We start from the raw sequence: 25,949 nt of genomic DNA, 5'->3' as shown, positions 1-25,949 counted from the left end.
TGCATGCCACCCGCAATGAACAACAATCGATGACTCATATCCCACTGCCCATTTCTTCGCCTGGGGTGTCGCACCAGCTGTCGAGGGCGGTACGGCTGATGAATCCAGGACGCTCGGGGTTCGCACATGGCGCGCGCCGCAGAAGGCTGTCGAGAATGCGGCGCGCACGCCACGCCAGCAGGCTGAGATTCGGACCGGCCAGTCCGCGCTGGCCGGGATTCGCGTTCTGTACGAAGATGCGTCTGTCGCGTGGTCCGTCCCAGCACACCGAAAACTCCTCGTCGATGACCAATTCATTGTCGATCTGTTCCAGCCGGTCCGCCATCGGTTCCAAGAAGCCTGGCACAGCGTTCTCGTAACCGGTGGCCAAAATGACGATATCGGCCGTGACTTCTTCGACATCGCCCATGCCTCGCTGCAGGGTCAGCCTGTGGCCCGCGCCGGCGTTGATGCAGCGCGAAACGTTGCAACCCGGCCGCAATGCGATGTCACATAGGTCTGGCTCGAGAAATTCGTGGCGATACAATGCCTGATAGACAGCGCGCAAAGTTCTTTCCGAAATGCCGTCCTGGTCAAGCACGAAACGCCGCAGGAACAGCTTGCGCTTCGACTCGCTCATTGCCGCAAAACGATCCGAAAAGCAGGGCATGAACAACTCGTTTGTGAACGGGCTGTTGTCGATGGGCAGGTAGTTTTCGCGCTGCGAGACCCAGGTGATCGAAGCAGGCCGCCGTTCTCCACCGAGAAGGTGCAACAGGACCTCGGCTCCCGACTGGCCTCCACCAACGACGCAAACATGTTTTTGCCGCACCTCGGGATGGATGTGCAGTAAATCGGATGAATGGAACAGGTTGCGTCCGATCCAGCCCTGAAATTGAGACGGAATCCGCCCTTGCTTGCCGATGCCGACCACCAAGTCTCTCGCACTGAGAACTGCATGGTCCGTCCGCACCCGAAACTCGCTGTCATAGCGTATTTCGCGGACGGTTTCGCCGCCGCGGACAAGTGGGTTCCTGCGGAACGCCCAGTTCAGGTATTGTTCGAACTCAGCCCTGAGCACAGAAGCGAACTGTGCATTCAGGAAGTGGTACAGACGCCCGTTCTCGTGCAGATAGTTTATGAAAGTGTAGGCTGATCGCGGGTCCACCAGCGTGACCAGATCCTTGAAGTGGCTGACCTGGAGTTCTGAGGACTCGAATGCGCTGCCCGGATGCCAGCGGAAGTCGACTTGCCGATCCAAGAACACAGCCCCGCGCCCGATTTGCTCGTGTATCTGACACGCAAGGCTCAAGTTGGACGGGCCGGCACCGATGCCAATGCAAGAGAGCTCCAGCGGTCTTGCTCCCAATGACGTTTCCCAGTCGGACGCTGTGCGCGGCGAATGTCGGCCATGGCCGTTGGGCTTACCCGCCCCGCAGGGATCGTCGGCACCGCCCGATTTGTGAGTCCGCGCATTCATGGTGTCGGGTGTGATGCCCGCGGATCCCGCTCCGTGGTGAGATCGGCACTCATCCCGGAGACATGTGGCGCGTGGCTGGCATCGAGAACCCGCCCCCCTCGATGACTCCGGCGTGGTCAGCGAGATGCTTTCGCAGCCTTTCCCTCATTGCAAGTGGGGGCAGTTGCCCGGCTCGTTCGTGATGAGCCGCCCTTCGACCGGTTTGGCCACCTGCGAGGGCGCGGTCATGAATGCGGCGACAGCATTTTCGGTGGGTTTGATCATAGGAAGACATTTTGCTGATGCGTTCGGGAGGTCCCCTGCATCGGACGTGCCATGAGGAAAACATCAGCAAAGCAGCGGGCAACTGGTTGGGATCCTGTCGGGTATCCGACATTGAGGTCGAAAGTCTGCACCGGCGCCCGATTTGCACGTAGTCGTACTTTTCTGCTTCATAGCGTTGCAGGCGCGTATTACAGTCGATCGTGAGCACGGATTTCACATCGTGAGCACGGATTTCACGGATCATGAGCAACGATTTCAGTCGATCGTGAGCAGCGATTCCAGGCGATCGTGAGCACCTTTTCGGAGGTGCTGGACGCTTTGGCCGACAACTCAGCCAGTCTACAGGATGCCTCGTTCGAAACAGGGAAGCCTGATGCCAATCCAGAGATTGTCGATGCGCCGGATCAGAGAAGTTTTACGTCTAAAGGCATGTCCAGGCCTGACCGATCGCGCCATCGCGCACACGCTCGGGGGGAGCAATGGCGTCGTGCATGGTCATCTGCAGCGCGCCTGTTCGCCGGGCTGAGCTGGCCGCTGCCCGAGGGGATGGATGACGAAGGCCTCGATCTGCTGCTGTTCCCAGCGCCGAAGGCGGCATCGCAAAGCCACCGGCGGCCGGTGCCCGATTGGAGCTATGTGGAGAAGGAGTTGCGCCGCCGCCGGGTAACACGGGTGCCGCTATGGGAAGAGTGTGGCGCCGCCAATCCCGACGGCTTTGGCTACACCTGGTTTTGTACGACCTTCGAGGCTGGAAAGAGCGCGCTCGCCGACGATGCGCCAGACGCACTTGGGCGGCGAGAAGGTGTTTGTCGATTTCGCTGGCGACACCATCGACATCTTCGACCCCATCACCGGCGAGCGCGTCCCATGAAGCTGTTCGTCGCAGCGATGGGCGCGTCGAACTATAGCTATTGAGGCGTGCCCGAGCGAGTGCCTGCCCGACTGGATCGGCCTTCAATCAACCTGTTCCGGCTTCTAGATGGCGTGCCGAAGTTCTCGGTTGCGACCATCTCAGGGCCGGCGTCACCAACCCCGACCGCTACGACCCCGAACTCCACCGGACCTATGCGGAGATGGCGAGCCATTACGGCACCGCAACTCTCGCAGCCAGGCCGAGACGCCCGAACGATAAGGCAAAAGTCGAGGTCGCCGTGCAAATTGCGCAGCGCTGGTCCTGGCGCGGCTGCGCAACCAGCGCTTCTTTTCCCTGGCGGAGCTGAACGCCGCCATCCGCCTGCTCGTCGCCGAACTCAACCGCCCGCCAGATGCGCGGCTTCGGCTCCAGCCGCGCCGAACTCTTCGCCGAGATCGACGCTCCCAAGCTGGAGAACTGCCGGATCACCATACTTCTTTGCGCGCTGGAAGCCGTCTCGTCGAGGAAAGCTCGATCAAGGCCGTTCTTAAGGATCAAACGGATCGAGGCGACGGAGCGTGCCTTGATGATAAAGGATGCCGCGTCGGCAGGCTGCATCGACGCGCATGTTACCGTAGCTCTTGGTCAGCGCCAGGATGCCGAGACAGGTGCCAAAGCCCTGTTCGGGATTCGGCCGGTCAGCGATGTTGGCCTGGAGGAAGGCGGCGGTGGCGGGACCGATCTTCTCGCCGGCTCCGATCAATCCTCCTGGCGTCCACTTGCCGTAGCGGCGATGCGCGCTCGGCATGTGATCGCAACGGTCGTATGGCCGCGCCTGGCTGGCGATCCGCTGCCCCTTGTGGAATATCTCGACGGTCTTATCGGCGATACGCAGATCGACGAGCTCGCTGATGAGGGGGTAGGGCGTGGAATACCAACGCCCGTCGACTTCGACGTGATAGTCGGGCGCGACGCGGCAATGACCGTACCGCTCGAGCGGACGAAACAGCAGCGAACGGAGATAACGGTTCTCGGCCCTGACTTCGTCGGCTACACTGGTCGGCGTGCACGACACGCGACGGGCCGTACGTGCGGGAAGTCGCAAAGGTCCTTGGTGCCGACCACACGGAGATTATGTTGTCGGCGGACCAGCTCATGGACAAGAAGATGCGGGGCACCAGCCTCCACGCCGCGACTGCCGTCTACTTGGGAACCTGGACAGCTGTTCTACCTGCTAAGCCATCGGGCACGATACATGCATGGGAGTGTCCGAACCACTCTAGCGAGAAGCACCGTGATCAGACTCACCGAAAAAGCCGCCGCCGGGGAAAACCAGGCTCTCACGTACCGGCGAAACGCTCTCCAATCACGGTCGCAGGCGGGTCGCTACGCCAGCTTCCAATACCGGGTCGGCCTAGAAAGTGTCTCGCGCGAGGGCGATGCGGTCATCGAGACAGACCTGGTCAAGATGTTGGGGGCTCCCAGCCTCATGTCGCCAGTATCAACGTCGACTTCGTCACGGGCTCGAATCCTCGGGCTCTGTCTTCAGCAATCCCAACGCTCAAATGCGCCTGCGGCAAGACCTTTATGGGGGGAAAACGTATCACCCCAAATCGCGGTCGCGCAGAGCACGGTCTGCGGCTGTAGGATAGGACCGCGCTGGCCCGGATGCGCTACGTCGGCGAATAGCTCATCAATGGCTCCTTTGCCGGCACGCCTGGCCGATCATGTTCGACGTTATGTTCGCCAATTTTGGTTACGCATTTCAGGAAATACGGTCCAGACGTCTTTGTCCAGTATTGGCGGGACGGTGATGCTGCCCGCGGCCCTGGCCGGCGCCGACGAGCGTGCCGCCATGGAACCCTGCTGGGGAGGCTCTGCCGGCGGCAGTGGCTCAAGTGCAGAGCACGGCGGCACCGGGACCGGACGCTCGCCGCCATCCAGTTCGCAGGTGATCACTTCGTGACAACCCCGAACTCGGTCTGGTTACGGCACCAACTCTCGACAGGAGATTTTGCCATGCCCGACGCCCACCCGTTTACAACGTCGCCGGTTCTGCTGGGCGGCGAGAACCGGTCTGGTACAACCTTGCTGAGCGTGGTGCTCGATTCTCATCCAGACTTGGTAGTCGGGCCGGAGATGACTTTCCTGGAACCGCAGAACCTAGGGCCACACATCTTGGCGGCGGCCGACCTTGTCGCAGCCCGCCTCCATTGCATCACCGGGATGACCGAAAGCGCCACGCGATCATTTTTCGATCCGTCCTGGTACGACGGGGTTCATTTCGTGGTGCAGTGCCTGAGGTTTGGCTTGGAGCTCGACGACCTGCGCGAGCTGATCACCAAGGTGATGGGCGAGGCTAGCAACGATATCAGGACGTTCGCCGACCGATGCCGGCTGATCAACGAGATCGGCGAGTTCCGCAGGGTCAGCACCGGAGCCCGGCGGTGGGGAATGAAATTGCAGCGCGAGATCATACATGTGGACACCTACGCTCGGCTGTGGCCGCGGGCTCATTTCCTGCACATCGTGCGGGACGGGCGGGACCTGGCCGCCTCGCACCTCAACACTGTGCCGGATTGGGGATACCGGACCATCACCGAAGCTGCACGAGGCTGGCTTGAAGTGGTGTCCTGTTCGCATCGGGCCGCGCCGCCGGACCGCTACCTTGAGGTGCGTTACGAGGATCTGGTCAGTCAACCCAAGGCCACCCTGGTTCGAATCCTAGGTCATCTTGGCCTGCCCTGGGAGGAAGGCGTACTGCGACACGCCGAACACGAGCACACACTGTTGAAACACCCTTATGGCCATCCCTCGGCTGGGTCTGCCGGTAAACCGCTACACGGCGGCCGGTTGGCTCGCTACGTTGAGGATCTGACGCGGGCGCAGATTCTGGAATTCGAGCAGATTGCTGGCAGTGAACTGGCCCGTTTGGGCTATTCATCGGTCCAGACCTCGGCGTCGAAGCCTGAGCGGTAGCAGGTTTCCGGCCCGCCCACCGACTGCCGCGCGGATACGTGGCGCGGCTCGTCGGGCACACCGGGTGAACCCTTGGGCTCCGAGGTGTTCGGGCGCCGCCGCTGACTGCGATCACCCTTTTAGGACGGGGTCAGCGCATAACGGGGTGCTTCTGCCCTGTGGGCTCCGTACCTGATTTCGCCTCTTCGTTGGACTTGCTCATCCTGCTAACGGCCAATTGATGATGCTGGCGACTCTCGCGGCCATTCCGCTGCTCAACGGCCTGAGCCAACTCGGATCCCACCTATATATGGCAAACATAATGGTCGGAATGGCAGCATTATCGCGGACTTGGCCCTATCCGGCGTATGTGCCCACGCTGGTGGGCCGGGTTCGGCTCACCAGCGTAGTGGCGGTCGGTCAATCCTAAACTGAATGGCTGGCCAGCAGGTTCTCTGCACCCAACCGCGATCCTGGCCGACTCGGCCTCGTTCGTTATTGCCGCGGCGTTGCTGCCGCCGGTGCTGATGTCTGCGGCCGAGCTCTGCGACGGGATCGACCCAGCAACTCTGCCAGGTGGCCTAGGGATGACATAACTATGGTGCTGGCGATCCCATTCTGCGGGCGGCCACCAGCGGCACATTCGTCTTCTGCTACATCGCTCGTTCTGCTGCATGCACCTGACGAACGATCTAGAGCGCGTCTTGCGATCGATGAATCAATGTGATGTGACAACGGCCTTCGCTGGTGAGTCCACATCCACTTTGATGAGGTGGATGATGGCAAGAGCACTAAAGCGACGATCTTCGGTCGTGGGATTTGAAGGCTTCGGCTGAGGGCACGTCGGCGCGGCAAGCCGCGGCGCGGTTCGGGGTCGGGATATCGAGCGCAATCCGTTGGATCGCACGGGCGAAGATCGGCGAGCAGACGGAGCGTCGGCAAGGCCGCCCACGCGCTTCCAAGTGTCGATGCGCATGAAGCCTAGATCATCGAGCTGATCGATGCGGGCCAGGACATCACGCTGAGCGAGATGGTGGAGCGGTTGGAGGCCGAGCGGTCGATGCGGATCAGTCGCAGCGCCCTGAGCGACTGGCTGCGGGGGCACGGCTGGACGTTCAAAAAAGTCCGCACACGCACTGGAGCGGGACCGTCCGACATTTTGAGGCGCCGCCGCGCCTGGTTCGACAGACAGCCCGATCTCGATCCGGCCAAGCTCGTGTTCATCGATGAAACCGGACTGTCGACCAAGATGGCCCGACTGCGGGGCCGTGCGCCACGCGGTGAGCGTGCCGGGCCGGCGTGCCGCACGGCCACTGGAAGACCGCCACCTTCACCGGCAAGCTGCGGCTGACGGGCATGACTGCCCCTTCGTCTACGACGGCGCCATGAACGGCAATGTGTTCCTCGCCTATGTCGAGCAGGCCACAGGCGGCCGGCGTTCGAAGTGCGATCGAGCAGGCGGGCGCGAGACTCATGTTCCTGCCGCGCTACAGTCCCGTTTTTAATCCGGTCGAAAACGCCTTCTCAAAACTCAAGGCTCTTATGCGCGCCAAAGCCGAGAGGACAATCACAGCCCTGTGGAACGCCGTTGGATCGCTCGTCGACCTCTTCACCCCAGCCGAATGCCAGAACTACTTCAACCCGCAGGCTATGACCCGGATTAAACCGGACGCGCTCATAGAGCACTCGGCTTTCCGCTGGCCGCGGTCACCGCACCCTGGGCCGGCTGCGCGATGCCCTTGGACAGCCCTGGCACTCAGCTCTGGAGGCATGACCCTGGGGGCGTGAACCGCATTGCGGCGCGCTGGCCCAGTTCCTGCTGTGGGTTCGCCAGAGGATTGTTATAAAGCAGGTCCCATTCGTTAAGCGCTAGCCCCGAACCCAATGCAAGGGCCGGTTTTTACCGAAGAGCCCATTCGGCAATGCCGCGGTTGAAGGTAGCAATCATACAGACCTAGCCCCTAGCTCGTCGGCGGCCAGGGGCAAGCCGCATAGCTGATGAATTCGCGCTGAATGCCTTACCTCAGCCCTGGCGGCGGAGGAGGCGATCAGACGATAGCCAGGGGGCGATGTGGCGGCCCATTAGAAACCGAAGAGTTGGGTTGATCAAGGCTCCGGCGTCAGGCCGACATCAAGACAAGAGGATTGGCATGCCAGCGGCTTCGGCGTGTGTCGCAATCATGGTGCCCGTGTCGAGCCGGATTGCTGTCGACGAGCCTTTTATAGTCGGCAATTTGTTCAACGCAAGCGCGTAGTGCTTGCCGGCAATGCTAAAGTAGCGAAGCGATCCTTCGGCCCGGACACTTCCGCCGTCAGGTGTATCCGCCAACAGCTCTGCCAGGCGCTGGAGGACGGCGCCGGCGGGGCGCAAGTCGCAAAGCGGATCCAACAAGCCGCTGCGCAGAAAGTAGCCACGATCGAAATCGACGAAGGTATCTATCACGATGTCCAGCACTGCCCGATCGGCCCAACCCGCAAGCGTTGCCTCAGCAATCCGCCTTGCGTTTTCTTCAGGCGTGCCTGCATCCTTGGCAAAGCTGGCGCCAGCTAGCCGCACATGCACCAGCGCGCGCTTGCCGTACTTGTGCGCCGCAGCGGCGATTGCTTCCAGCGGGAGCCAGAGCGGTGCCGTCGGCTCGATAGCGAAGCAGAGGCCTGCGATGCCCGCTGGGATCGCAGCGAATGCCTCGTCTACCTCTTCGGCGGGGAAGCCATGCCGACCTGATGCATGCAGCTTAGAGAGCATGACCGGCGCGCCGATCGCGCGAGAGAATGCGGCAAGTGGGGCTGACGTCTCGGCGAATGCCTCGGGCGGAAGAATAACTTCCACACCGGACAGGATCGGCGCTACAGCAGCCAGGCGGTCGCCGATTTCTGTTGTCGGCACGCCGACACCATAAACGGTGAAGGTATGGCCGAAGGCGGCGAAATCGGACATCCGCGCAGCCGCTCGCTCGTCGATTAGATCCTGCATCGGAACGCGAAGATGGCGAAGGCCGAGCGAATGCAGGCGCATCGCTAGATAGTCATTGCGCACGTATTTACGGCTCAGTTCATCACAACAGCCGTCGGGTATAATCGGCAGCGGGCGGGCCCATTCCTGTCGCAGGTCAACTCCGACCGGAGCAGCGCGGCGACGTGGATGCAGCATGGATACTGTCATCTGCTGATCGGCGATCTCAGGATCCGTTCCACCATTGGTATTGACCCAGTGAACAGTGTGTGCCTTCTCGAATACCTCCACGAGCATGAAGCCAAGGCGGCTTACATGGTTTCGCCCATTCTCCTCATCGATTGGCGGCACAGGGAATAGCTGGCTGTAGTCGTTACGCACAAAGGAGGTTGCCGGCAGGACATGGATATCCGTATTTCCAAACCTGTTCATGAAGATGTTGTGGACGTGGCCTGTGAAGAGCGCTTCCACCGGGCGGTCACGCAGCATGGCGAGGAGGCGGGAGCGGCCGGGATTTGCGATATTGTCGTAATGCTCCGGCTCATCGGTGTCGGTGAGATATGGTGGATAATGCATGAACAGGAAGCTTCGTCGGTTGCGGGGAATGTTCGTATCCAGCCAGTTCCATTGCTCCTCCTCTGCATCCATACCGCTGTTGATGAGGGTTGCATCCGCCATCACGAAACGGATGCCATTATGCTCGAAACAATGCCGATCAGGGCCTAACGCATCCGTATAGATTGTATGCGTCTCCTTGCTGACCGGTGGAGCGGGGAGCCAACAGCTTGGCTTGTCACCAATGTCGTGGTTGCCCGGAATCCACCGGATGGGGACTTCCAGGTCGCCAATGATCTGCCGGAAATTCGCCACGGCGCTTGCGAAGTTGAGCTGCCCTGGAAGAGGATGCACCATGTCGCCCAGATGTAGCACGAGGTCCGGCTTCAGGGCACGGATCTTTGCGAAAGCCGCTGCCGCACGGGAATTTGCGAGCACACCGCTCGGATAGGGATAGGGAGAACTCCCCTCCCCATTCACATGAGTGTCAGTGATCACGACAAAGCGAAGCAGAGGACGCTCGAGGGGTGAAATGGTTTTCATGATCAGACTTCTGTCTTGGGTCTTGAGGAACAAAGAACGGTCTCAAAGTTCATCACGCCGCGTGCGCGACAATGTCTCGCGGCGAGTTTACACCGTGACGTTTCGGGACTTCTCAACATCGGAGCGCCAGACGCGCGGTTCACAAATATAGCAGCACATGTGGTCAGCCCTATGCAAATCATCCTGGGCGAACGCAGGAAACGAGCGTTTTTTTCCGAAATGCAAGGAGATGCAGCGCTCGCAGAGTCTGGTCCTACGCAGCCCATCAAGGCGGCCGGATGGAACACTTCGGCTTGTGCAACAGGGCCCACGGGGGTTGCGCCCCTAATTCCGAAGCGCGCTCGGGCGAGCGCATCAAGACGAACCTAAGGGACGCGGTCTATCTGGCGCGGCTGCATCGGGCGGGCGTACTGACCGGGGTGTGGGTACTGGACGTCGTCCATGAGGCTGTCCGCGAGCTGGTCCGGGCTCGGGAATCCGGAGCCGACGACCTGCGCCGCAAACGCCAGCAGCTGCTCTACTTGCTTCTGCGCCTGGTCGATCTACGAGCGGCGGCGATCATTGGACCTTGGCGCACCGGCGCTAGATATGACGGGTGCGACAAATCTGATCCGTCTCCTGCAGGAAACGCAGCCCGACGAAATCTATAATCTGGCTGCGCAAAGCCACGTTCAGGTCTCTTTTGAGACCCCCAAATACACCGCCAATGCCGATGCGCTCGGCACGCTGCGGCTGCTGGAAGCGATCCGCATTCTTCGTCTTGAGAACAAAACGCGGTTCTACCAGGCCTCCACGTCCGAACTTTTCGGTTCGGTCCAGGGGTCCCGCAGCACGAGACCACCCCGTTTTATCCACGCTCCCCTATGCGATGGCGAAGCTGTACGCCTACTGGATCACCGTGAACTACCGCGAGGCATACGGGCTCTATGCAAGCAACGGCATACTGTTCAATCACGAAGGGCCGACGCGCGGCGAAACTTTCATCACGCGCAAGGTCACGCGTGCGGTGGCTGCGATCGTGGCGGGAAAACAGGATTGCTTCTATCTCGGAAACTTGGAAGCAAAGCGCGACTGGGGCTCGGCGCGCGACTATGTCGAGGGGATGTGGCGCATCTTGCAGCATCATGAACCTGACGATTTCGTGCTCGCAACCCGCGAGACACATACGTTCCGCAGCTTTTGTCGAGGCTGCCTTCAGGCGAGTCGAAAGGAGATCGTCTGGGAGGGCAAAGGCGTTGACGAGGTGGGCCGTGAACGCATGAGCAATCAAGCGCTGAACCGGATCGACAAACGCTATTTCCGTCCGACAGAGGTTGACCTGCTGATGGGCGATGCCTCCAAGGCAGCCACCAAGCTCGGTTGGAAGCCGAAGACCAGTTTCGACGAGCTCGTCTCAGAAATGGTCGAGGCTGACTGCCGCGCCTACGGGATCATGCTAGCGTGACGTGAAAACACGATACTTCGCGAGTAGGTGCATCTTGGGCCATCCGCATCCGCAGACCCGCCCTCTCGGGCGGTCGGCCGGCATCAGTCAGGTCCGGTCGTTTGGATCGGCAAATTCACACATCCTGCAAAGCAGAAAACCATCCGCTCCATTCATGCGATCGACGATCTCGCAGAACACTGGCTTTCCAAACAGATCGGAGTAACCATCACATAGAAGGTTGCCCAATACGTGACGTCGTTCGAAATCCATGGAGCAGAGGGTAACGTCGCCGTTTGGAAGAAGGACATTCCGATACTGTCGTTCATCAACGCAGGTAAGCGCTCCGACCACTGGCTGGCGTGGTGCAACGATCCGGGGGTCGACGCTTCCACCCCTGCTGCTGACGGGCCGCGCCTGAACCAGAGCTTTGGCAGGAATAATGTCGACTACATCTGGGTGGGGCTCGCCCAAAACCACGAATTGGATCGAAGGGATCTCCGCGTCGACGAGCTGACGAACCAGATCGCGATACTTGTTTCCGACTAGGCGGCTGTTCATGTAGGTGCCATCATCGAAAACGTGGACCACGAACACGCCCAAGCGCAGGGCTCGCAAGCGTTGCAGATCCTCCTTGTTCATTCCCACCAGCGTCGTAAAGATCCTGATGCCGTGGCCCTTGGCGAAAGCATGCTCCACCATTTCGGTGCAGTCCGGATTGAGCCAAGGCTCGGAGTACCCCGCAAAACCAATGTCGACGGAAGTTGGTACGCGCGCCAGACATCGCTTGAAATCTTCAAGGCGTAGATGCTTCGCATGAGATACTTTTCTTTGCCGGTCAGCGAACTTGTCCTGCGGACAATATGAACACCCCACGATGCATCCTATGGTCGTCGTTATCTCCAAAACCCTGCCGGCTGGGATTGCTGAGCGAAGTTCCGCCAAAATCACTGGTAATGACTCCTGCCTTCTTAAATCCTGCGAAGCGCCACGATGGTGTGCTTTGGCTTTCTTGACACCGCCTGCTAGGCCCACTGAGGGAACGCGGCCATCTACGCCTTGGCAGCCTAAGCTGCCGGCTTCCCGATTTTGCTGAGCCGATTTACACAAACTTCGAGCGCATCGGCCAGAGACCGCATCACATCTGTCGACCATCAGCCATTGCGGAACATGTAGCCATAACCGTTGATCGCGGGCCCGCCGCCGAGATGGGCGAATAGCACCCTCGATCCCTCCGGAAAGAAGCCTTTCTGGATGAGGTCGATCATCCCTTGCATCGATTTGCCCTCGTAAACGGGATCCGTAATCATCCCCTCAAGCCGCGCACACAGGCGAATGGCCTCCTTGGTTTCCTCGGACGGAACGCCATAACAGGGGCCCGCGTAGTCCTCGAGCAACACGACGTCATCCTCGACGATTTCCGTTTCGAGCTCGATGAGCGCCGCTGTATGTTGGGCAATGCCAAGCACCTGCGCTCTGGTCTGGGCGGGGGTGGCAGATGCATCGATACCTACCACCGTGCGCTGTCGACCGTCCTTGGCGAACCCGACGAGCATGCCGGCATGCGTTGAACCGGTGACCGTGCAAGCGACGATGTAGTCGAAGACAAACCCAAGCTGTTTCTCCTGAGCGCGCACTTCCTCTGCGAACCCCACATAGCCAAGGCCGCCATTCGGGTGAACTGACGCGCCGGCTGGTATCGGATAAGGTCTGCCGCCCCTTGCCTTGACCTCGTAGACTGCTTTTTCCCAGCTGCGGCTGATACCAATGTCAAAGTACTCGTCGACCATATTCACCTCTGCTCCCATGAGGCGGCTCAAGAGAATGTTGCCGACCCGGTCATAGACGACATCCTCATGTGGTACCCAGCTCTCCTGGACCAGCAGACAATTCATGCCGATCTTGGCGGCGACCGCAGCGACCATCCGCGTGTGATTGGACTGCACGCCGCCGACGGTGACGAGCGTATCGGCATCTAGCGCGATCGCATCGGGAACGATGTATTCGAGCTTGCGCAGCTTGTTTCCGCCGAAGGCGAGACCGGAGTTGCAGTCCTCGCGTTTGGCGTAGATTTCCACCTTGTCTCCGAGAAGCTTGCCGAGGCGCTCGAGCTTCTCGATGGGTGTAGGCCCGAAGGTGAGCGGATAGCGTTCGAACTTTGTCAGCAATGTTTTCTCCAGAAAGCGGCCATTGCGCCTGAACCAGCTCCAGCCTGAGATGGCGTTCTTGTTTGAAGCCAGCGATGTTCTGAGACGGTGCAGTGAGCCTCATCATTATCGCCAGCGGTCTCGTTCGATCGAGATGAAGCAATCCGCGTGCCGGGCGTTACGGCGATCGACGCCAATACCGATGGAGCCGAACACTGCATCCTCCGGCTTAGATCGGCCGGAATACAGTCGCCTCTGACAGTCCCAAGTATCCCTTCAAACAATCGCCTCACCGTTCATGGTTGATCAAACGAGATGAACTGGCCTCTGATCTTGGCACGGCGGCTCACGGGATGAGCAGCGATATGCCGAGCATCGGGTTGCGTAGGAGCACATCTGGAGATTCATCCCTAACCTCATCATCATTTGGGGACTGGCATCGAAATTTCTGGGAACTGCCGGAAACGCCAGCGCTTTGACCAGTTTTGTCAGCGCCGCCGGACCGCCGGACCAGAAAGAGCACGCTTGCGAAATAGACCATTTGAAGCAGCAGCAAACAGGCCAGCATTGCAACGACGACTGCGCGGATCGAATGCGAAGCGATGTAGACAGTCACAGCGCTGCCGAAGAGGACCAGGCCCTGGAGCCGGAAAAAGGTTATGAAGCGCAATGGCGTTCTCCTGGTTTTTCGTCTCGTCAAATCAAGCTGCTCATGCCGCGATCTGGTCGGCCGCGACATGGGTCTGGCAATTCTTTGGGCAGACGCGGGCGCAGGCCCCGCAGCCTATGCAGCGGCCGGCATGATCAACGACCATGATCATGCGATTGAGCTCGCCATCGAAGTCATCATCCTGGTCGTCGCAGGGACCAAGGATTACACCCGCGTCATCAACGCCGTGAAGATGCATGACCTCGCGCGAGCAGACCTTGAAGCAGCGTCCGCAGCCAATGCAGGTCTTGCCATCGATAGAAGTCAGATATTCCGGCATCCATCTGGAGCCGTCGCGTGTGACGAAGGCGATCGTCATCGTGAACGCTCCCAGGAAGCGAGCTCTGTCTTGGCTGCATCCAACTCGGCAAAAATCTCGAATGTCTTTTCGGCGACCGCCTTGATCTCGGTCCAGTTGACTGGGAGATCCTCGGCAAGGTCGTGCAATGACATCTTCGCATTCCCCGCGCGCGACTGCAGCTTGCGGACTTTGTTCTGCAGATCCTCAAAGTTCGACATCATCCCCTCGAATAATCGCTTTCATCGTGCCCGGGCCAGCTCGGCGCTTGGATGCGAAGTGATCGGGTCGCCGGCCATTTTCGTGTCGGCCTTGGCCAATGTGCAGAACGCCTCGAAGCCGAACCGGCGGGTGCCGTAAGCGCTTAGACAGAACGCAACCTCCGGGCGCGGCCTGCGCCGCCCTCGGTTGCTCTCCATCATCGGCGATACCATGTCAGGAGCGGTCCTCAGCAGAGAAGATGAACCCCACTCCTGGTCTCCGGATAATCAGACTCCGGCTGCCCCGACCTCTGTTCGGCGCTCTAAAGACGTCAAACAACTTGGAGGCTTGGGCTTAGCGATGAATGCCTGGAAATAGCGCTCTCGATATGAGTACCTGGAACTCCCTGCCCTGCTCCACCCACATTTCGGGGCGCTTGCGGAGGAAACTCGACTGCAACTCGACAACTTCCGACGGCAACTTGGCGCTGACCAACGCTTTGAGATGCGAGACGTCGGCCTCGGCGTTGGCCCGCAATGCAGCAACCGTCTTCGTCGACATTTCGTCGCGGTTGGCTTTTGTGTTTCGACAATCAATTTAATCCGTCGTCCGGCGTACTGAGCATCCGACGCGATTTTGGCACGCGCTGCTGTCGCCTGCTCGTCGGCCTCTTTGGTGACCACCTGGAGAAAATCCATGGCTTTGGCAGGGTCCAATGCCAGGAAGTTGACGTTTTCATCGGCTTTGTCGTCGATGGCTTTGTCTTCGATTCTGGTCATTTTTGTATCCCTTCTGGGCGATGATTGCTTTGACGGCAGCCGATGCTTTTTTCTATGGCCCCACGGCCCCTTTCTCACCGACTAAGTGAAACGCTGAACTTCCGCTGGGTCGCCGGCCCGTCGCTACCGTGCTCGTAGCGTGTGGAAAACACAATCACGAGAATTGCTTTCCGCACTATGGCACGTCAGAGAGCGGATAAACGTAACTATATATCTTATATTTGTGGATTATTGTTTCATCACTGTATTGTTCGAGGATAATTTTTCACATCATTTCACATTTGGATGCTTTTGACCTCTATCGCAGCGGAAGCGATCTGAACATGAGCGCCAGTCACGCGTCATGCCCACGAAGCTTTCGGTAGGAGAGAATGGTGAATGGCGGCGCGCATTCAGCCGTCCCAAATCCTCCTGAGCGTAGCGGATGCTTAATGATCTGGATCACGCTGCAGGGAGGCCGGTCCTCAGCGCCCTTCCGAGGTCATACTGAAGGTCGAGACTTCCACTCATTTGGTTGCTTGTGCTGATGCCAGACCGCAGAAAAGTCGCGACAACTGCGGCAACGGGTGAAGCTCGGTGCGTCGCGGATACGGATATTGTCCAAAGCCAAGCCCCGTCGATCCTCTACTCGGCGGAAAAACCGCTCCAGGGTTCTCAAACAGATTGCCGCAGCAGGTTGGACTCGATCGGTCCATATGGACACTCCGGAACGAGTCAGCGCGCCAAAAACAGCGGCAATGTCGGCTTCTCGAATATCCATCTCGTCACGCCGCCAAAGAGCCGCTCACGCAGCCGACGGCTGCCATAAGCGCCCATGACTATCATTTCGGCAGACGTGTCGATTGCGTGCTGCGCAAGGACCGTGGCCGCCGGTTTGCCAGCACTTGGCAGTAGGTCAACCGACACCCGAGCACCATGCCGAGTCAGATAGGCAGCGATATCGGCTCCAGGCTCCGCGCCGTTCCCGTTGTAGTTCGCCTTCGGATCGACCAGAGCGACACGAACCTCCTCAGCAACGCATAGGAGACCCAGCGCTTCCCGAACCGCACGGGACGCCTCGACTCGCGAATCCCAACCGACCAGGACGCGCCGTGGCCATAGGGTGGCCTCAGCGCCCTCCGGCACAACGAGCACCGGCCTTCCCGTATCGAACAAGCAGCCGTTCACCACAGGAGGTCCGAGATTCTCGTCGTTGAGGAGGCCCGGTCCGATGATCGTGAGGTCGGCGCAGCGCGCCCGCTGTCGTGCCACTTCACCGAGGCTGACCGGATCGCAATAGTCGGTGTCAACGTCATAGGCGAGTGACATAGCTCTCAGCAGTTTCTGGATATCTTTGGAGCGTTTTTCCAGTCTTGCCACGTCCTGTGTAAATCGATCGATTTGCCGAAACCGATCGTTCAATCTGGCAATTGCCTGTCCACGTCCTCCAGGCCACTCGGGGACACCATCTCCGATCGACGGATAGGACATAAGGAGCATTGGAGGCAGTATAACCCGTACGGAAAGGTGCGCGCCGACTTCGGCACACAAGCCGGCGGCAGTTCTGACGTCCTGATCGGAATTATCAGCGCCGGTCACACAGAGTACGCTTTTAAAAGCCATTTGCCTGCTTCTCCTAAGTATTCGTTTAGGGCGTTTCAGGCCGCAGGACCGGCTCACCGCGCGCGGGAGGGGAGTGGCACCACACCCAGCACTTGATTCAGTCGTCCGGCTTCTCGAGCGAATAGCCGGCCGACCTGACGGTGCGAATGACGCTGCCGGGCGAAGCCGTTTTCAGGGCTTTTCTGATCCGGCTGATATGGACATCGACGGTGCGTGCACCGACATGGATATTGGGCGGCCAGGCCGCGCCAATAAGTTCGTCCCGGCTGAAGACCTTCCCGGGAGCTTCAATCATAAGCCGCAGCACGTTGAACTCGATGGGTCCGAGGTGGATGTCGTGGCCATTGCCGCGAACCCGGTGGGCGTCGAGCTTCATCTCGAGGCCGCCACAAGAGAGCCAACCGCCGTTTTCAAGACCATTCGCACCCCGCTTCGTCAGCGCCAGCCTCTCCCGTAGACAGTCGAGCAGCTTGGCCGGGGCGATCGGCCGCACAAAGCTCTCGTCAATGCCAGCCTTCAGGAGATCGAGGTGCTGGTTCTCGGCGCCGGGCGCGATCAGGGCAATAATCGGCAGCCCGCCGGTCCGGGGCTCGCGCTTGAGCCGGGCGCAGATTGCAGACCCGGTTATACTCGCTGGCCCGCAGTCCAGCACCACGGCCTTGAATTCCCGTTCGTCGGCCAATGCAAGCGCTTCCTTGGCGCCGCCTGCCGGCTCACTGGCGAAGCCGTCCACCTCCAGTATGTGGCTCAGGAACAGATAGAACTCGGTATCATGCGAACAGATCAGGACAAGTGGCTTCATCGGCGCTACCTCAAGAGCCCCATCGGCCCGGACCGCGTCGGCTGCGCAGGCTGGCCATCGCGGCTGCTCAAGACTTGCCATGACCCCTTCGCTCGACACCTGCTCCCATCACGCGCGCGCTACCTCGGGATAGGTTTCGATGGCTGCGATTGCGTCGCCGACCAGTTTGGTGCCGGCCTCGGCGAGCTTGCGGAGCGTCTCGAAGCCGAACCGGTGGACGTCGCGCAGCGTCTTCGAGAGGGCGACCAACCGCCCCGCCGTGAAAAGCACGCGCCCAAAGCCTTCATGGCTCAGCTCCATCATCGGCGATGCCATCAGGCCGCAACGCTCCTCGATCGCAAGCCCAACGGCGGCGTAAAACATATCAAGCCTCCACAGCACGTCCGGATCGGGATCGCCGATGATCGGGATTGCACGGCGCTGTTCCTTAGTGATGATGAAGGCGGCCAGCAGCTCGGTGTCCGCTTTGCCTTCCCAAGCCCCGTAGGAGTCCTGAGCACGGATTAGCCGCACGAGGCATTTGAGAAACGGGCTGGCAAGCGCCATCTCGTCCTCGGCGACAGCAGGGCTAACGGCAGGGTCGGACATTTCGCCTTCTCCTCATTTCAGTCGTCTTCCTCGAAGGACGGTTTCTTTTCCGCGACACCTGCCTCAGCCAGCACCTTGCGCAGCCACGGGGGAGGACACGTCCTGAGCATCATCTGCGTACGCAACAGCACCTCTTGGATACTCTGAGGCTGCCGCACCTTGATCGGATGGATCTTTGCCGAAACAAGCTTGGCTGCCGAAGGTCCGCCGATCGCCAGACAAAACAGGAGGTGGCAGCCCTTCAGCGCTTCCACCTTCGGTGCGATGCGGTCATCCCCCTCGGTCCGATGTTTCCCCCTTTCGTCGGAGACGTCGTCGAAGGCAACGGCTTCCACGAGGTTCCATTCCTCGCGCGTCACATCGTAGATGACAAAGCGCTTGGCGGACCCGAAATGTGCATTGAGCTCCTTCATGTCTTGGGTTGCGATTGCCACGCGCAAAGCGCCTGCTTGTCGTTTACGCATCGGACCCTGAACCTCGTCAGTGACGAGCGAGAGGCGACGAACGGGGCCCACCTGGCGCTTCCCGCTTGCGGAATGGATCAAGTTCCTCAGGCGTCGGCGCATGCCGGTCGGCTTGGAACATGTTGGCAACCTCGAAAACCAGATCACGGGTCCCTTGATAGAGGATTGAGAGCTTGTGCTGGCTGCCGAGCCGGTCGAAGACGGGGAAGCCGACGCGCATGAGCGGAATGCCAAGGCGATGCGACGCCTGGCGTCCATGGGAATGGGTGACCAGAAGATCAGCGCCGCCGGCAAGCGTTTCCAAATCGCCGAGATCGCCGATCTGAATCGACTCCGCCGGTACCTTTTCCAGAATTTCCGACATATCGGTCGTCGTGACCGCCGCCGTGATTTCGGAGCCCATGTCCACGAAGAAGGTTGCGTATTGGTAGAGTTGGTCTGGTTCAGCAGCGATCGCAATTTTCTTGCCTCCGAAATGGAAATGTCCGTCGAGGAACGCATCCTGCAATTGCGCCCGCCGACGGCACACGCCTGCCGGCACAGGCTCGCCAGAAATCCTGGACAGCAGGGAAACAAACTGATCGGCGTCCTTCAATCCGGTCAGTGACTCGAACAGCACGTAAGGGACGCCGGTCACCTTGTGCAGCACCTCGGCCGGCCGGCGCATATGCTCGCAGATGGCAATGCAGTGCTCGGCCGCGCCGAGCTCGCGGATGTCCTCGACGCTCGTACCGCCATAGGTGGTCGGGACCCAGTGGTCTGGTACAGTACCGTCAAGCGAGCCTGAGAGGTCCGGCAAAATCACCGGGTGCAGCCCAAAGCTTTTAACCATCTCGCGCAAATGCTCGATGTCAGCCACAGTGAGGTTCCAGCCGGGCAGGATTGCGATCTTCTTTGACTGGCGCGCCCGCTCGCCAGGCCGCGTAATGCCTTCGATCATCGCGGTGACAGCCTTGGACCAGCCCTCTTCGAGGGCGCCGCTGAAATCCGGCGTGTTGGCCAGCACGATCTCAGTACCCGCGAGTTCTTCCGCCCGTTTCAGCTTGATGTCGGCGATGTCGCCTGCGGAATCCTCGCCACGGGTTTCCACCAGGGCCGTCGTGCAGACCCCGATCAGCTTTGGCTTCGTGCGAGTCTTAAGATTGAGGATCGCCTCTTCCAGATTGTCCGACCCGCCGAGGATGGTTGTCACTTCATCCATGGCGGTGGTCTGTAGGGGGATCGTTTCCTTGAAATGCCGCACGAAGAGCACTAGCGCGAAGCTGGTGCAGCCCTGGGTGCCGTGGAACAGCGGCACTGCGCCGTCGATCCCTAGAAAGGCCAAGGCGGCACCCAGCGGCTGTGAGGATTTCAGTGGATTGACCGAGGCTGATTTGGACTGGGCAAGGATTCGGGTCATCGGATTTCCTCAACACTCGCCGAAATCGTCGGCGTCGTGCCGGCGAATTCCTGGGCAGAGTGCACCGTCGCGGTCTCGTTCTTCGTGCTCGGCTGTTCGTCCTTCACACCAGGCTGGCAATCCCACGGGGCCCGCTCCCGCACCTGGGACCAGATCGGGTTGTGAATGGCGAGGTCGATCTGGCGTACGAGTTCCACCATGCCGTCATAACCGGCGTATGGGTGTTGGCGCTCCTGGTTGATGTCGAGCCAGGGCGTCTTGGCCTTGAGCGCGACGAATTGCGTGCGCCCGCCCGACAGCATGATATCGGCCTTGCCTTCTGAGAGCATGGTATAAAGGTCGCGCGCCGCCATCTGCTCGAACATGTGGTTGTCGTCCTTGAGGATCTGTTTGATGCGCTCCTTGTCTTCGACCGTGGATTTCTTGACCGAGGTGCCCACGATCTCCATGCCGATCTCCATCAGCGCATGGACGACCGACCAAGACTTCACACCACCCGTGTTGAGCAGCACGCGCTTGCCTTGCAGCCCCCGCCGGTAGGCCTCGAGCTTCTCCCATGCAATCGCCTCCTGCTCAGCGATCAGCGTCTCTGTGCGGTCGAGGATCTCCCGATCGGCGCCCTTCCTCACCAGCAGCTCAGCAATTTTGCGAAGTGCTTCCGAAGTGTCTGAAATCCCGTAGAAGGAGCCTTCGAAGAAAGGGATGTGCCAGCGCTCGTCCATCTTGCGGGCTAGGTTGATGAGGGCCGTCGAGCACACCACCATAGCCGCCCGGGCGCGGTGCGCAGAGGCAATGTCGAGATAGCGCGCGTCGCCCGGAATGCAGGCGCGAACCCGGATCCCGAGCCGATCGAGGAGCGGCTTTATCAGCCAGAATTCGCCGGAAAGGTTGAATTCACCAAGGATGTTGATGTCGTACGGCCCGGCGTCGTCGGGTTCCACCGTGCCGATGACATGATCGAGCAGCGCCTCGGCGGCGAGCTTGTTGCCGAGGTTCTTGGAGCCGGCCAAGCCCGGCGCATTGATCGGAACCACGGCCAAGCCGAATTTTTCGGCGGCGCGTTTGCAGACTGCCTCGATATCATCGCCGATGAGCGCCGTCACGCAGGTCGAATAGACAAAGACTGCCGGCGGCGCATACGCTTCCTTGATTTCGCGGATCGCCTTGAAGAGCTTCCGCTCGCCCTGCCCCATCACCACATCGAGTTCGGTAAGGTCGGTCGTGAAGCTTGTGCGCCACAAGGTTGGCCCAGACGAAGCTGCACCGCGGTTGTCCCAGGAATTGCCCTCGCAGGCGAGCGGCGCATGGACCAGGTGCGCAACGTCAGTGATCGGCTGCAGGACGATCTTGGCCCCGTCAAAGGCGCAACCGCCCGCTGCCGCTCCCGGCGTCAGCGGCCTTGCGCAGCCCTCCTTGCGCGCCTTGGCATCCTTGCCACGGTTCTTGTCGCAGGCAGGCTCGTCGAAAACGTCCTGGATCTTGGCACTGAGCGAGGTCATTGCGTCAGTCTCCAAAGTCCATTCGGCAATGAACAGCCTGGGCGAAAAGCCGGCCGTGTCTTCTAGCGGGTGAGGTCATAGGAATAGTCCGTCACGCCCGTCTGGCTCGTCTCGCGATCGAGCTTGTCGAAGATCTTGTCGAGGATCGTCGTCAGCACGCGTAATCCGCCCTGGTAGCCCATGAGCGCAAAGCGATGGTGGTGGTGCCGGTCGAAGATCGGAAACGTCAGCCTGATCAGCGGGGTGCCGGTGTCGCGCTCCAGATACTTGCCATAGGAATTGCCGATCAGCAGGTCCACTGGCTCGGTGAAGAGCAGCGACCGCATAGCCCAAAGGTCCTTGCCCGCCCAGACCTGAGCGTCCTTGCCGAAGGGCGAGGATGCAAGCAGTTCCTTCAACTCGGCTTCCCACGCCGAGGTGCCGTTGGTGGCGAGGCAATGTGTCGGCTCGCCGCCCGTTTCCATGACGAAGCGGGCCATGGCGTACACGAAGTCCGGGTCACCGTAGATCGCGTATTTCTTGCCGTGCAGCCAGGACTGGCTGTCCGCCATGGCATCAATCAGTCGGCCGCGCTCCAGCCGGATTGCCTCGGGGATTTCCTTCCCGGAAAGCGCCGAGATCTTCATCAGGAATTCGTCAGTCGCCTGGACGCCGAGCGGATAATGGAACGAAGCCGTAGCCTGCCCGACTTGCCCGCAGTAGTCGAGGGTTTTTCGGGTGTTGTAGTACTGCAGTGAAACCGTCGCCTCGGCGTCGAGTGCCCGCTTCACCTCTTCGATCTTCGTGCCGCCGTCATACATGCGGTATTCCCCGTCCGATGGCGTGTCGAACTGGTCAGACGCGTCCTGGATGAAGGTGTAGGACACACCCATCACGTCGAGCAGGCGCTTGAGTTCCCGGTTGTTGCCAACGCAGAAGCCGTCGAAGCCCGGAATGACGTTGATGGTTCCCTTGGCTTCCGTGCGCTCCTGGCCTTTCCAGAAGTGCTCCAGAATGCCCTTCAGCATGCCATCATAGCCGTCGACATGGCTACCAACGAAGGCGGGCGTGTGGGCAAAGGGCACGTCAAAGTCGCGCGGGACCGATTTTTCGTCTTTGGCGTTCTCGATGAAGCTGTGCAGGTCGTCGCCAATGACCTCCGCCATACAAGTCGTCGACACTGCGATCATCTTGGGGTCGTAAAGCTGGTAGGTGTTGGCGAGCCCGTCCACCAGGTTCTTCAGGCCTCCGAACACTGCCGCGTCCTCGGTCATCGAGGAGGAAACCGCCGAAGCAGGTTCCTTGAAATGGCGCGACAGGTGCGAGCGGTAATAGGCCACGCAGCCCTGGCTGCCGTGGACGAAGGACATGGTCCGCTCGAAGCCCGCGGCCGCGAACACCGCGCCGAGCGGCTGGCAGGCCTTGGCGGGGTTTATCACAAGCGCTTCTCGGGCGAGGTTCTTTTCGCGGTATTCCCAGGTCTTGGTGAATTCGCCTTGATCGGTAACGATCTGATCCGGGTGCGGACATTCGAAATTCAGCTTCTTCTCGGCGAGCATTTGCCTGTATTCCGGCTCGCGGAACAGGGGAGCGTGGTCGAGAATCTTTTCGGCCGACTGCGGCATTGGGGTTACCTCTTTTTCATCTGGCCGCGCCATACGGCAGCTCAGGTACGTCGAGACGTTTCGGGCTTCCCGAGGCTCACAAGCTCGCGGGGTTCATGGTCTCTCTGGGGAGACCAGGCCAGGATAGGGTGTCTATTCGGCAGCTATCGCCCGCCCACTGGGCGGGCGTTCTTTCCAAGGGGCCTGGTAGAGATCCCAGACCGGATTGTTGATGGCAAGATCCACGTCACGTGCGAAAATGGCAAAGCCGTCATAGCCGTGATAAGGTCCCGAATAGTCCCAGGAGTGCATCTGACGGAACGGAATGCCCATCTTCTGCACCGGGTATTTTTCCTTGATGCCGGAGCCCACGAGGTTGGGGCGAACTCCCTCGATGAACTTCTCCAACTCGTAGCCGGTAACGTCGTCATAGATCAGCGTGCCGTTCTTTACGTAGTGACTGGTGCGCTGATAGTCATCGTTGTGGCCGAACTCGTAGCCGGTGCCGACGATCACCATGCCGAGGTCCTCGTAAGCTGTGATGACATGGCGGGGGCGCAGGCCACCGACGTATAGCATGACGGTATTGCCTTCGAGACGCGGCCGGTACTTGGAGATGACGGCGTCAACAAGCGGCCTGTACTTGGCGATCACCTTCTCGGTTTTCTCCTCGATTTCCGGCCCGAAATGCTTGGCTATGTTGCGCAGAGAGGTCTCGATCTGGGACGGTCCGAAGAAATTGTACTCCATCCAGGCGACGCCATACTTTTCCTCCATATGCCGGCAGATGTAGTTCATCGAGCGGTAGCAGTGGATGAGATTGAGCTTGGCCTTTGGCGCGCGTTCAATCTCGGCGAGTGTTGCGTCGCCCGACCAGTTGCCGACCACGCGCAATCCTATCTCCTCAAGCAAGATGCGCGAGGCCCAGGCGTCGCCGCCAATATTGTAGTCGCCGATCACGTTGACGTCGTAAGCACCGGCCTCAAACTCAACGTCCTTCTTGTCGAAGACCCAGTCGCGGATCGCGTCATTGGCGATGTGATGGCCGAGTGATTGCGAGACGCCGCGGAACCCCTCGCAGCGCACCGGCACGATGGTCTTTTTGTACTCCTTGGCCTTCTTGCGAGAAACTGCCTCGGTGTCATCACCAATGAGACCGATCGGGCATTCGGATTGCACGGTGATGCCGTTGTTCAGCGGAAACAGCACCTCGATCTCGTCGATGATCTGTTCCAGTTTCTTGTCACCGCCGAAGACAATGTCTTTCTCCTGGAAATCGGAGGTGAACTGCATTGTCCCGAACGTGTCGATGCCCGTTGTGCCCACATAGTAATTGCGGCGCTGTGACCAGGAATATTGGCCGCAACCGACGGGGCCGTGCGAGATATGGACCATATCCTTGACTGGGCCCCAGACCACGCCCTTTGAGCCGGCATAGGCGCAGCCGCGGATGGTCATCACCCCGGGGATGGACTTGATGTTCGATTTGACGTCGCATTCGGAAAGGATCTCACTTTCCCCCCCAGCCTCAACCCCGCTCTTTGCGATGCTGAGGTGTTTTTTGCGGCGCTTCGCCGCTTTGTCGGGATATTGCGATAGCACCTCCTCAATAAGCTTTGCATGGAGAGCACCATCATTCTCGTATTCCAGGCTCATGGGACCCCTTTCAAGGTGTCTGGTGACGCCTCACCGACGAGGCGCCGTTCTTTGCAAGGCGCGCGCCAACTCAAGGAGGCGCCCAATATCGGTCGTTACTGGGCGGCCGCCTTCGCCGCTTCCTTGGCCTGAAGCTCGGCAAGCATCTGCTCGTCGGTCTTCATGATGCCGAAATCGAGCAGCATGTCCTCGAGCTCCTCCATGGTGATCGGCGTCGGAATGGTGCCCTGGCCAGAATTGGCATGGATCTTCTCGGCCAGCGCGCGGTACTCTCCGGCCTGCTTGGAATCCGGCGCATACTGGATAACTGACATCTTCCTGAGTTCGGCGTGCTGGACGATGTTGTCGCGCGGCACGAAGTGGATGAGCTTGGAATTGAGCCTGGAAGCCAGTGCTTCAGCGAGGTCGAGCTCACGGTCGGTTTGACGCTCGTTGCAGATCAGCCCTCCGAGCCGCACGCCCCCTGAATGGGCGTATTTCAGGATGCCCTTGGCAATGTTATTGGCGGCATAGAGCGCCATCATCTCCCCGGACATAACGATGTAGATTTCCTGCGCCTTGCCCTCGCGAATCGGCATCGCGAAACCGCCGCAAACCACGTCCCCGAGCACGTCGTAGGAGACATAGTCGACATCGTCGTAGGCGCCGTTCTCTTCGAGGAAGTTGATTGAAGTGATGACGCCTCGGCCGGCGCAGCCAACACCCGGCTCCGGGCCGCCGGATTCCACGCATTTGATGCCTCTGTAGCCAATCTTGAGCACGTCCTGCAGCTCGAGATCTTCCACCGAACCTTCCTGTGCCGCGAGATGCAGGACTGTATCCTGAGCCTTCGAGTTCAGGATCAGGCGGGTGGAGTCGGCTTTGGGGTCGCAGCCGACGATGAGGATTCTCTGTCCGAGGTCGACAAGGGCGGCGAGCGTGTTTTGGGAGGTGGTGGACTTGCCGATGCCGCCCTTTCCGTAAAAGGCGATCTGACGCAGACCTGACATTATAGATTTCCTTCCTTCGTTCCATCCGTCGCGGCTGGCCGCATTATGAATGCCGATGGGCAGCTTTTGCAGCCTCACACCGAAAGGGTCTCAAGACTCGTGCCAAGTAGACTGGCTCATAACCAACAGGGATTTTTTCGTTTGTGTCCCGCGATTTAGCCTGAGCTCCAACGAGTGTTTGCTGCCAAACAAGTGATTGTCGGAACAAGCCCTGTAGCGGACCCG

The 25,949-nt window shown here is 59.9% G+C and carries 18 protein-coding genes and 4 pseudogenes; 4 read left to right on the top strand and 18 right to left on the bottom strand.

Going from position 1 to position 25,949, the window contains the following annotated elements; translation table 11 throughout:
- Positions 1-34: 34 nt before the first annotated feature.
- The gene (locus BQ8794_RS15280) at positions 35-1,291 is read right to left on the bottom strand and encodes a lysine N(6)-hydroxylase/L-ornithine N(5)-oxygenase family protein (RefSeq protein WP_244554992.1); all 1,257 of its coding nucleotides are present in this window, start codon (positions 1,289-1,291) and stop codon (positions 35-37) included.
- 805 nt (positions 1,292-2,096) lie between these two features.
- Between BQ8794_RS15280 and istA the strand changes: the two are divergent.
- Positions 2,097-3,097: pseudogene (istA, locus tag BQ8794_RS15275) on the top strand (IS21 family transposase); the annotation flags it as partial.
- Here the strand turns inward: istA and BQ8794_RS15270 are convergent.
- Positions 3,090-3,567 (bottom strand): annotated as a pseudogene (locus BQ8794_RS15270) (Mu transposase domain-containing protein); the annotation flags it as partial. The pseudogenes istA and BQ8794_RS15270 sit on opposite strands and share 8 nt — an antisense overlap.
- Before the next feature lie 1,028 nt (positions 3,568-4,595).
- Here BQ8794_RS15270 and BQ8794_RS15260 point away from each other — a divergent pair.
- Both BQ8794_RS15260 and BQ8794_RS15250 read left to right on the top strand, forming a co-directional pair.
- Positions 4,596-5,555 carry a sulfotransferase family protein gene (locus tag BQ8794_RS15260; protein WP_077378994.1) on the top strand — a complete coding sequence of 320 codons (960 nt, stop codon included), beginning with the start codon at positions 4,596-4,598 and terminating at the stop codon, positions 5,553-5,555.
- Positions 5,556-6,313: 758 nt separating this feature from the next.
- Positions 6,314-7,198: pseudogene (locus BQ8794_RS15250) on the top strand (IS630 family transposase).
- Between the two features lie 467 nt (positions 7,199-7,665).
- Here the strand turns inward: BQ8794_RS15250 and BQ8794_RS15240 are convergent.
- A complete protein-coding gene (locus BQ8794_RS15240) occupies positions 7,666-9,585 on the bottom strand; it encodes a metallophosphoesterase (protein WP_143744575.1) in 1,920 nt (639 codons plus the stop codon).
- A gap of 585 nt (positions 9,586-10,170) precedes the next feature.
- On the opposite strand from BQ8794_RS15240, the pseudogene gmd reads away from it, so the two are divergent.
- A pseudogene (gene gmd, locus BQ8794_RS15235) lies at positions 10,171-11,029 on the top strand (GDP-mannose 4,6-dehydratase); the annotation flags it as partial.
- An 87-nt stretch (positions 11,030-11,116) separates the two neighbouring features.
- Here gmd and BQ8794_RS15230 read toward each other — a convergent pair.
- From BQ8794_RS15230 to nifH, 15 genes are all read right to left on the bottom strand, one after another.
- Entirely contained in the window at positions 11,117-11,959 is an 843-nt protein-coding gene (locus BQ8794_RS15230; RefSeq protein WP_244554973.1) for a radical SAM/SPASM domain-containing protein, read from the bottom strand.
- Between the two features lie 203 nt (positions 11,960-12,162).
- Positions 12,163-13,176: a 1-aminocyclopropane-1-carboxylate deaminase gene (locus BQ8794_RS15225; RefSeq protein WP_077378986.1), complete on the bottom strand. Its 1,014-nt coding sequence runs from the start codon at positions 13,174-13,176 to the stop codon at positions 12,163-12,165.
- A 325-nt stretch (positions 13,177-13,501) separates the two neighbouring features.
- Positions 13,502-13,825, bottom strand: coding sequence for an exopolysaccharide production repressor protein (locus tag BQ8794_RS15220; protein ID WP_077378984.1), 324 nt, complete (start codon positions 13,823-13,825; stop codon positions 13,502-13,504).
- Positions 13,826-13,865: 40 nt separating this feature from the next.
- A complete protein-coding gene (gene fdxB / locus BQ8794_RS15215; protein ID WP_077378982.1) occupies positions 13,866-14,183 on the bottom strand; it encodes a ferredoxin III, nif-specific in 318 nt (105 codons plus the stop codon).
- Positions 14,180-14,383 (bottom strand): CCE_0567 family metalloprotein, encoded by a 204-nt coding sequence (locus BQ8794_RS15210; protein ID WP_077379111.1) that lies wholly within the window; start codon positions 14,381-14,383, stop codon positions 14,180-14,182. Before BQ8794_RS15210 ends, fdxB begins: the two co-directional genes overlap by 4 nt.
- A gap of 334 nt (positions 14,384-14,717) precedes the next feature.
- Positions 14,718-14,924 (bottom strand): phasin family protein, encoded by a 207-nt coding sequence (locus tag BQ8794_RS36485; RefSeq protein ID WP_077378977.1) that lies wholly within the window; start codon positions 14,922-14,924, stop codon positions 14,718-14,720.
- A 932-nt stretch (positions 14,925-15,856) separates the two neighbouring features.
- On the bottom strand, positions 15,857-16,744 hold the full coding sequence (locus BQ8794_RS15190) for a universal stress protein (protein ID WP_077378971.1): 888 nt from the start codon (positions 16,742-16,744) through the stop codon (positions 15,857-15,859).
- 97 nt (positions 16,745-16,841) lie between these two features.
- Positions 16,842-17,546, bottom strand: coding sequence for a response regulator transcription factor (locus tag BQ8794_RS15185; RefSeq protein WP_077378968.1), 705 nt, complete (start codon positions 17,544-17,546; stop codon positions 16,842-16,844).
- 108 nt (positions 17,547-17,654) lie between these two features.
- A complete protein-coding gene (locus BQ8794_RS15180) occupies positions 17,655-18,134 on the bottom strand; it encodes a NifX-associated nitrogen fixation protein (RefSeq protein WP_077378964.1) in 480 nt (159 codons plus the stop codon).
- A 17-nt stretch (positions 18,135-18,151) separates the two neighbouring features.
- Positions 18,152-18,649, bottom strand: coding sequence for a nitrogen fixation protein NifX (gene nifX, locus BQ8794_RS15175; RefSeq protein ID WP_167378751.1), 498 nt, complete (start codon positions 18,647-18,649; stop codon positions 18,152-18,154).
- Positions 18,615-19,997, bottom strand: coding sequence for a nitrogenase iron-molybdenum cofactor biosynthesis protein NifN (gene nifN, locus BQ8794_RS15170; protein WP_077378957.1), 1,383 nt, complete (start codon positions 19,995-19,997; stop codon positions 18,615-18,617). The genes nifX and nifN overlap by 35 nt, the downstream gene beginning before the upstream one ends.
- A complete protein-coding gene (gene nifE, locus BQ8794_RS15165; RefSeq protein ID WP_077378954.1) occupies positions 19,994-21,496 on the bottom strand; it encodes a nitrogenase iron-molybdenum cofactor biosynthesis protein NifE in 1,503 nt (500 codons plus the stop codon). Before nifE ends, nifN begins: the two co-directional genes overlap by 4 nt.
- A 62-nt stretch (positions 21,497-21,558) precedes the next feature.
- The gene (gene nifK, locus BQ8794_RS15160; protein ID WP_077378950.1) at positions 21,559-23,100 is read right to left on the bottom strand and encodes a nitrogenase molybdenum-iron protein subunit beta; all 1,542 of its coding nucleotides are present in this window, start codon (positions 23,098-23,100) and stop codon (positions 21,559-21,561) included.
- A gap of 132 nt (positions 23,101-23,232) precedes the next feature.
- Entirely contained in the window at positions 23,233-24,735 is a 1,503-nt protein-coding gene (gene nifD, locus BQ8794_RS15155) for a nitrogenase molybdenum-iron protein alpha chain (RefSeq protein ID WP_077378947.1), read from the bottom strand.
- Positions 24,736-24,830: 95 nt separating this feature from the next.
- On the bottom strand, positions 24,831-25,724 hold the full coding sequence (gene nifH, locus BQ8794_RS15150; RefSeq protein WP_065010720.1) for a nitrogenase iron protein: 894 nt from the start codon (positions 25,722-25,724) through the stop codon (positions 24,831-24,833).
- Between the last annotated feature and the right edge of the window lie 225 nt (positions 25,725-25,949).

Source organism: Mesorhizobium prunaredense, from assembly GCF_900156895.1.
Taxonomy (GTDB): Bacteria; Pseudomonadota; Alphaproteobacteria; order Rhizobiales; family Rhizobiaceae; genus Mesorhizobium; species Mesorhizobium prunaredense.
The sequence above is the reverse complement of the archived record's forward strand: the minus strand, read 5'-3'. Positions and strand labels throughout refer to the sequence as shown.

Coding starts and splice junctions, on each gene's coding strand:
- BQ8794_RS15240 (WP_143744575.1), bottom strand. CDS start 9,585: ATGAAAACCATTTCACCCCTCGAGCGTCCTCTGCTTCGCTTTGTCGTG.
- BQ8794_RS15190 (WP_077378971.1), bottom strand. CDS start 16,744: ATGGCTTTTAAAAGCGTACTCTGTGTGACCGGCGCTGATAATTCCGAT.
- BQ8794_RS15260 (WP_077378994.1), top strand. CDS start 4,596: ATGCCCGACGCCCACCCGTTTACAACGTCGCCGGTTCTGCTGGGCGGC.
- BQ8794_RS36485 (WP_077378977.1), bottom strand. CDS start 14,924: ATGTCGACGAAGACGGTTGCTGCATTGCGGGCCAACGCCGAGGCCGAC.
- BQ8794_RS15185 (WP_077378968.1), bottom strand. CDS start 17,546: ATGAAGCCACTTGTCCTGATCTGTTCGCATGATACCGAGTTCTATCTG.
- nifN (WP_077378957.1), bottom strand. CDS start 19,997: ATGACCCGAATCCTTGCCCAGTCCAAATCAGCCTCGGTCAATCCACTG.
- nifK (WP_077378950.1), bottom strand. CDS start 23,100: ATGCCGCAGTCGGCCGAAAAGATTCTCGACCACGCTCCCCTGTTCCGC.
- nifE (WP_077378954.1), bottom strand. CDS start 21,496: ATGACCTCGCTCAGTGCCAAGATCCAGGACGTTTTCGACGAGCCTGCC.
- fdxB (WP_077378982.1), bottom strand. CDS start 14,183: ATGACGATCGCCTTCGTCACACGCGACGGCTCCAGATGGATGCCGGAA.
- nifH (WP_065010720.1), bottom strand. CDS start 25,724: ATGTCAGGTCTGCGTCAGATCGCCTTTTACGGAAAGGGCGGCATCGGC.
- BQ8794_RS15180 (WP_077378964.1), bottom strand. CDS start 18,134: ATGTCCGACCCTGCCGTTAGCCCTGCTGTCGCCGAGGACGAGATGGCG.
- BQ8794_RS15210 (WP_077379111.1), bottom strand. CDS start 14,383: ATGTCGAACTTTGAGGATCTGCAGAACAAAGTCCGCAAGCTGCAGTCG.
- nifD (WP_077378947.1), bottom strand. CDS start 24,735: ATGAGCCTGGAATACGAGAATGATGGTGCTCTCCATGCAAAGCTTATT.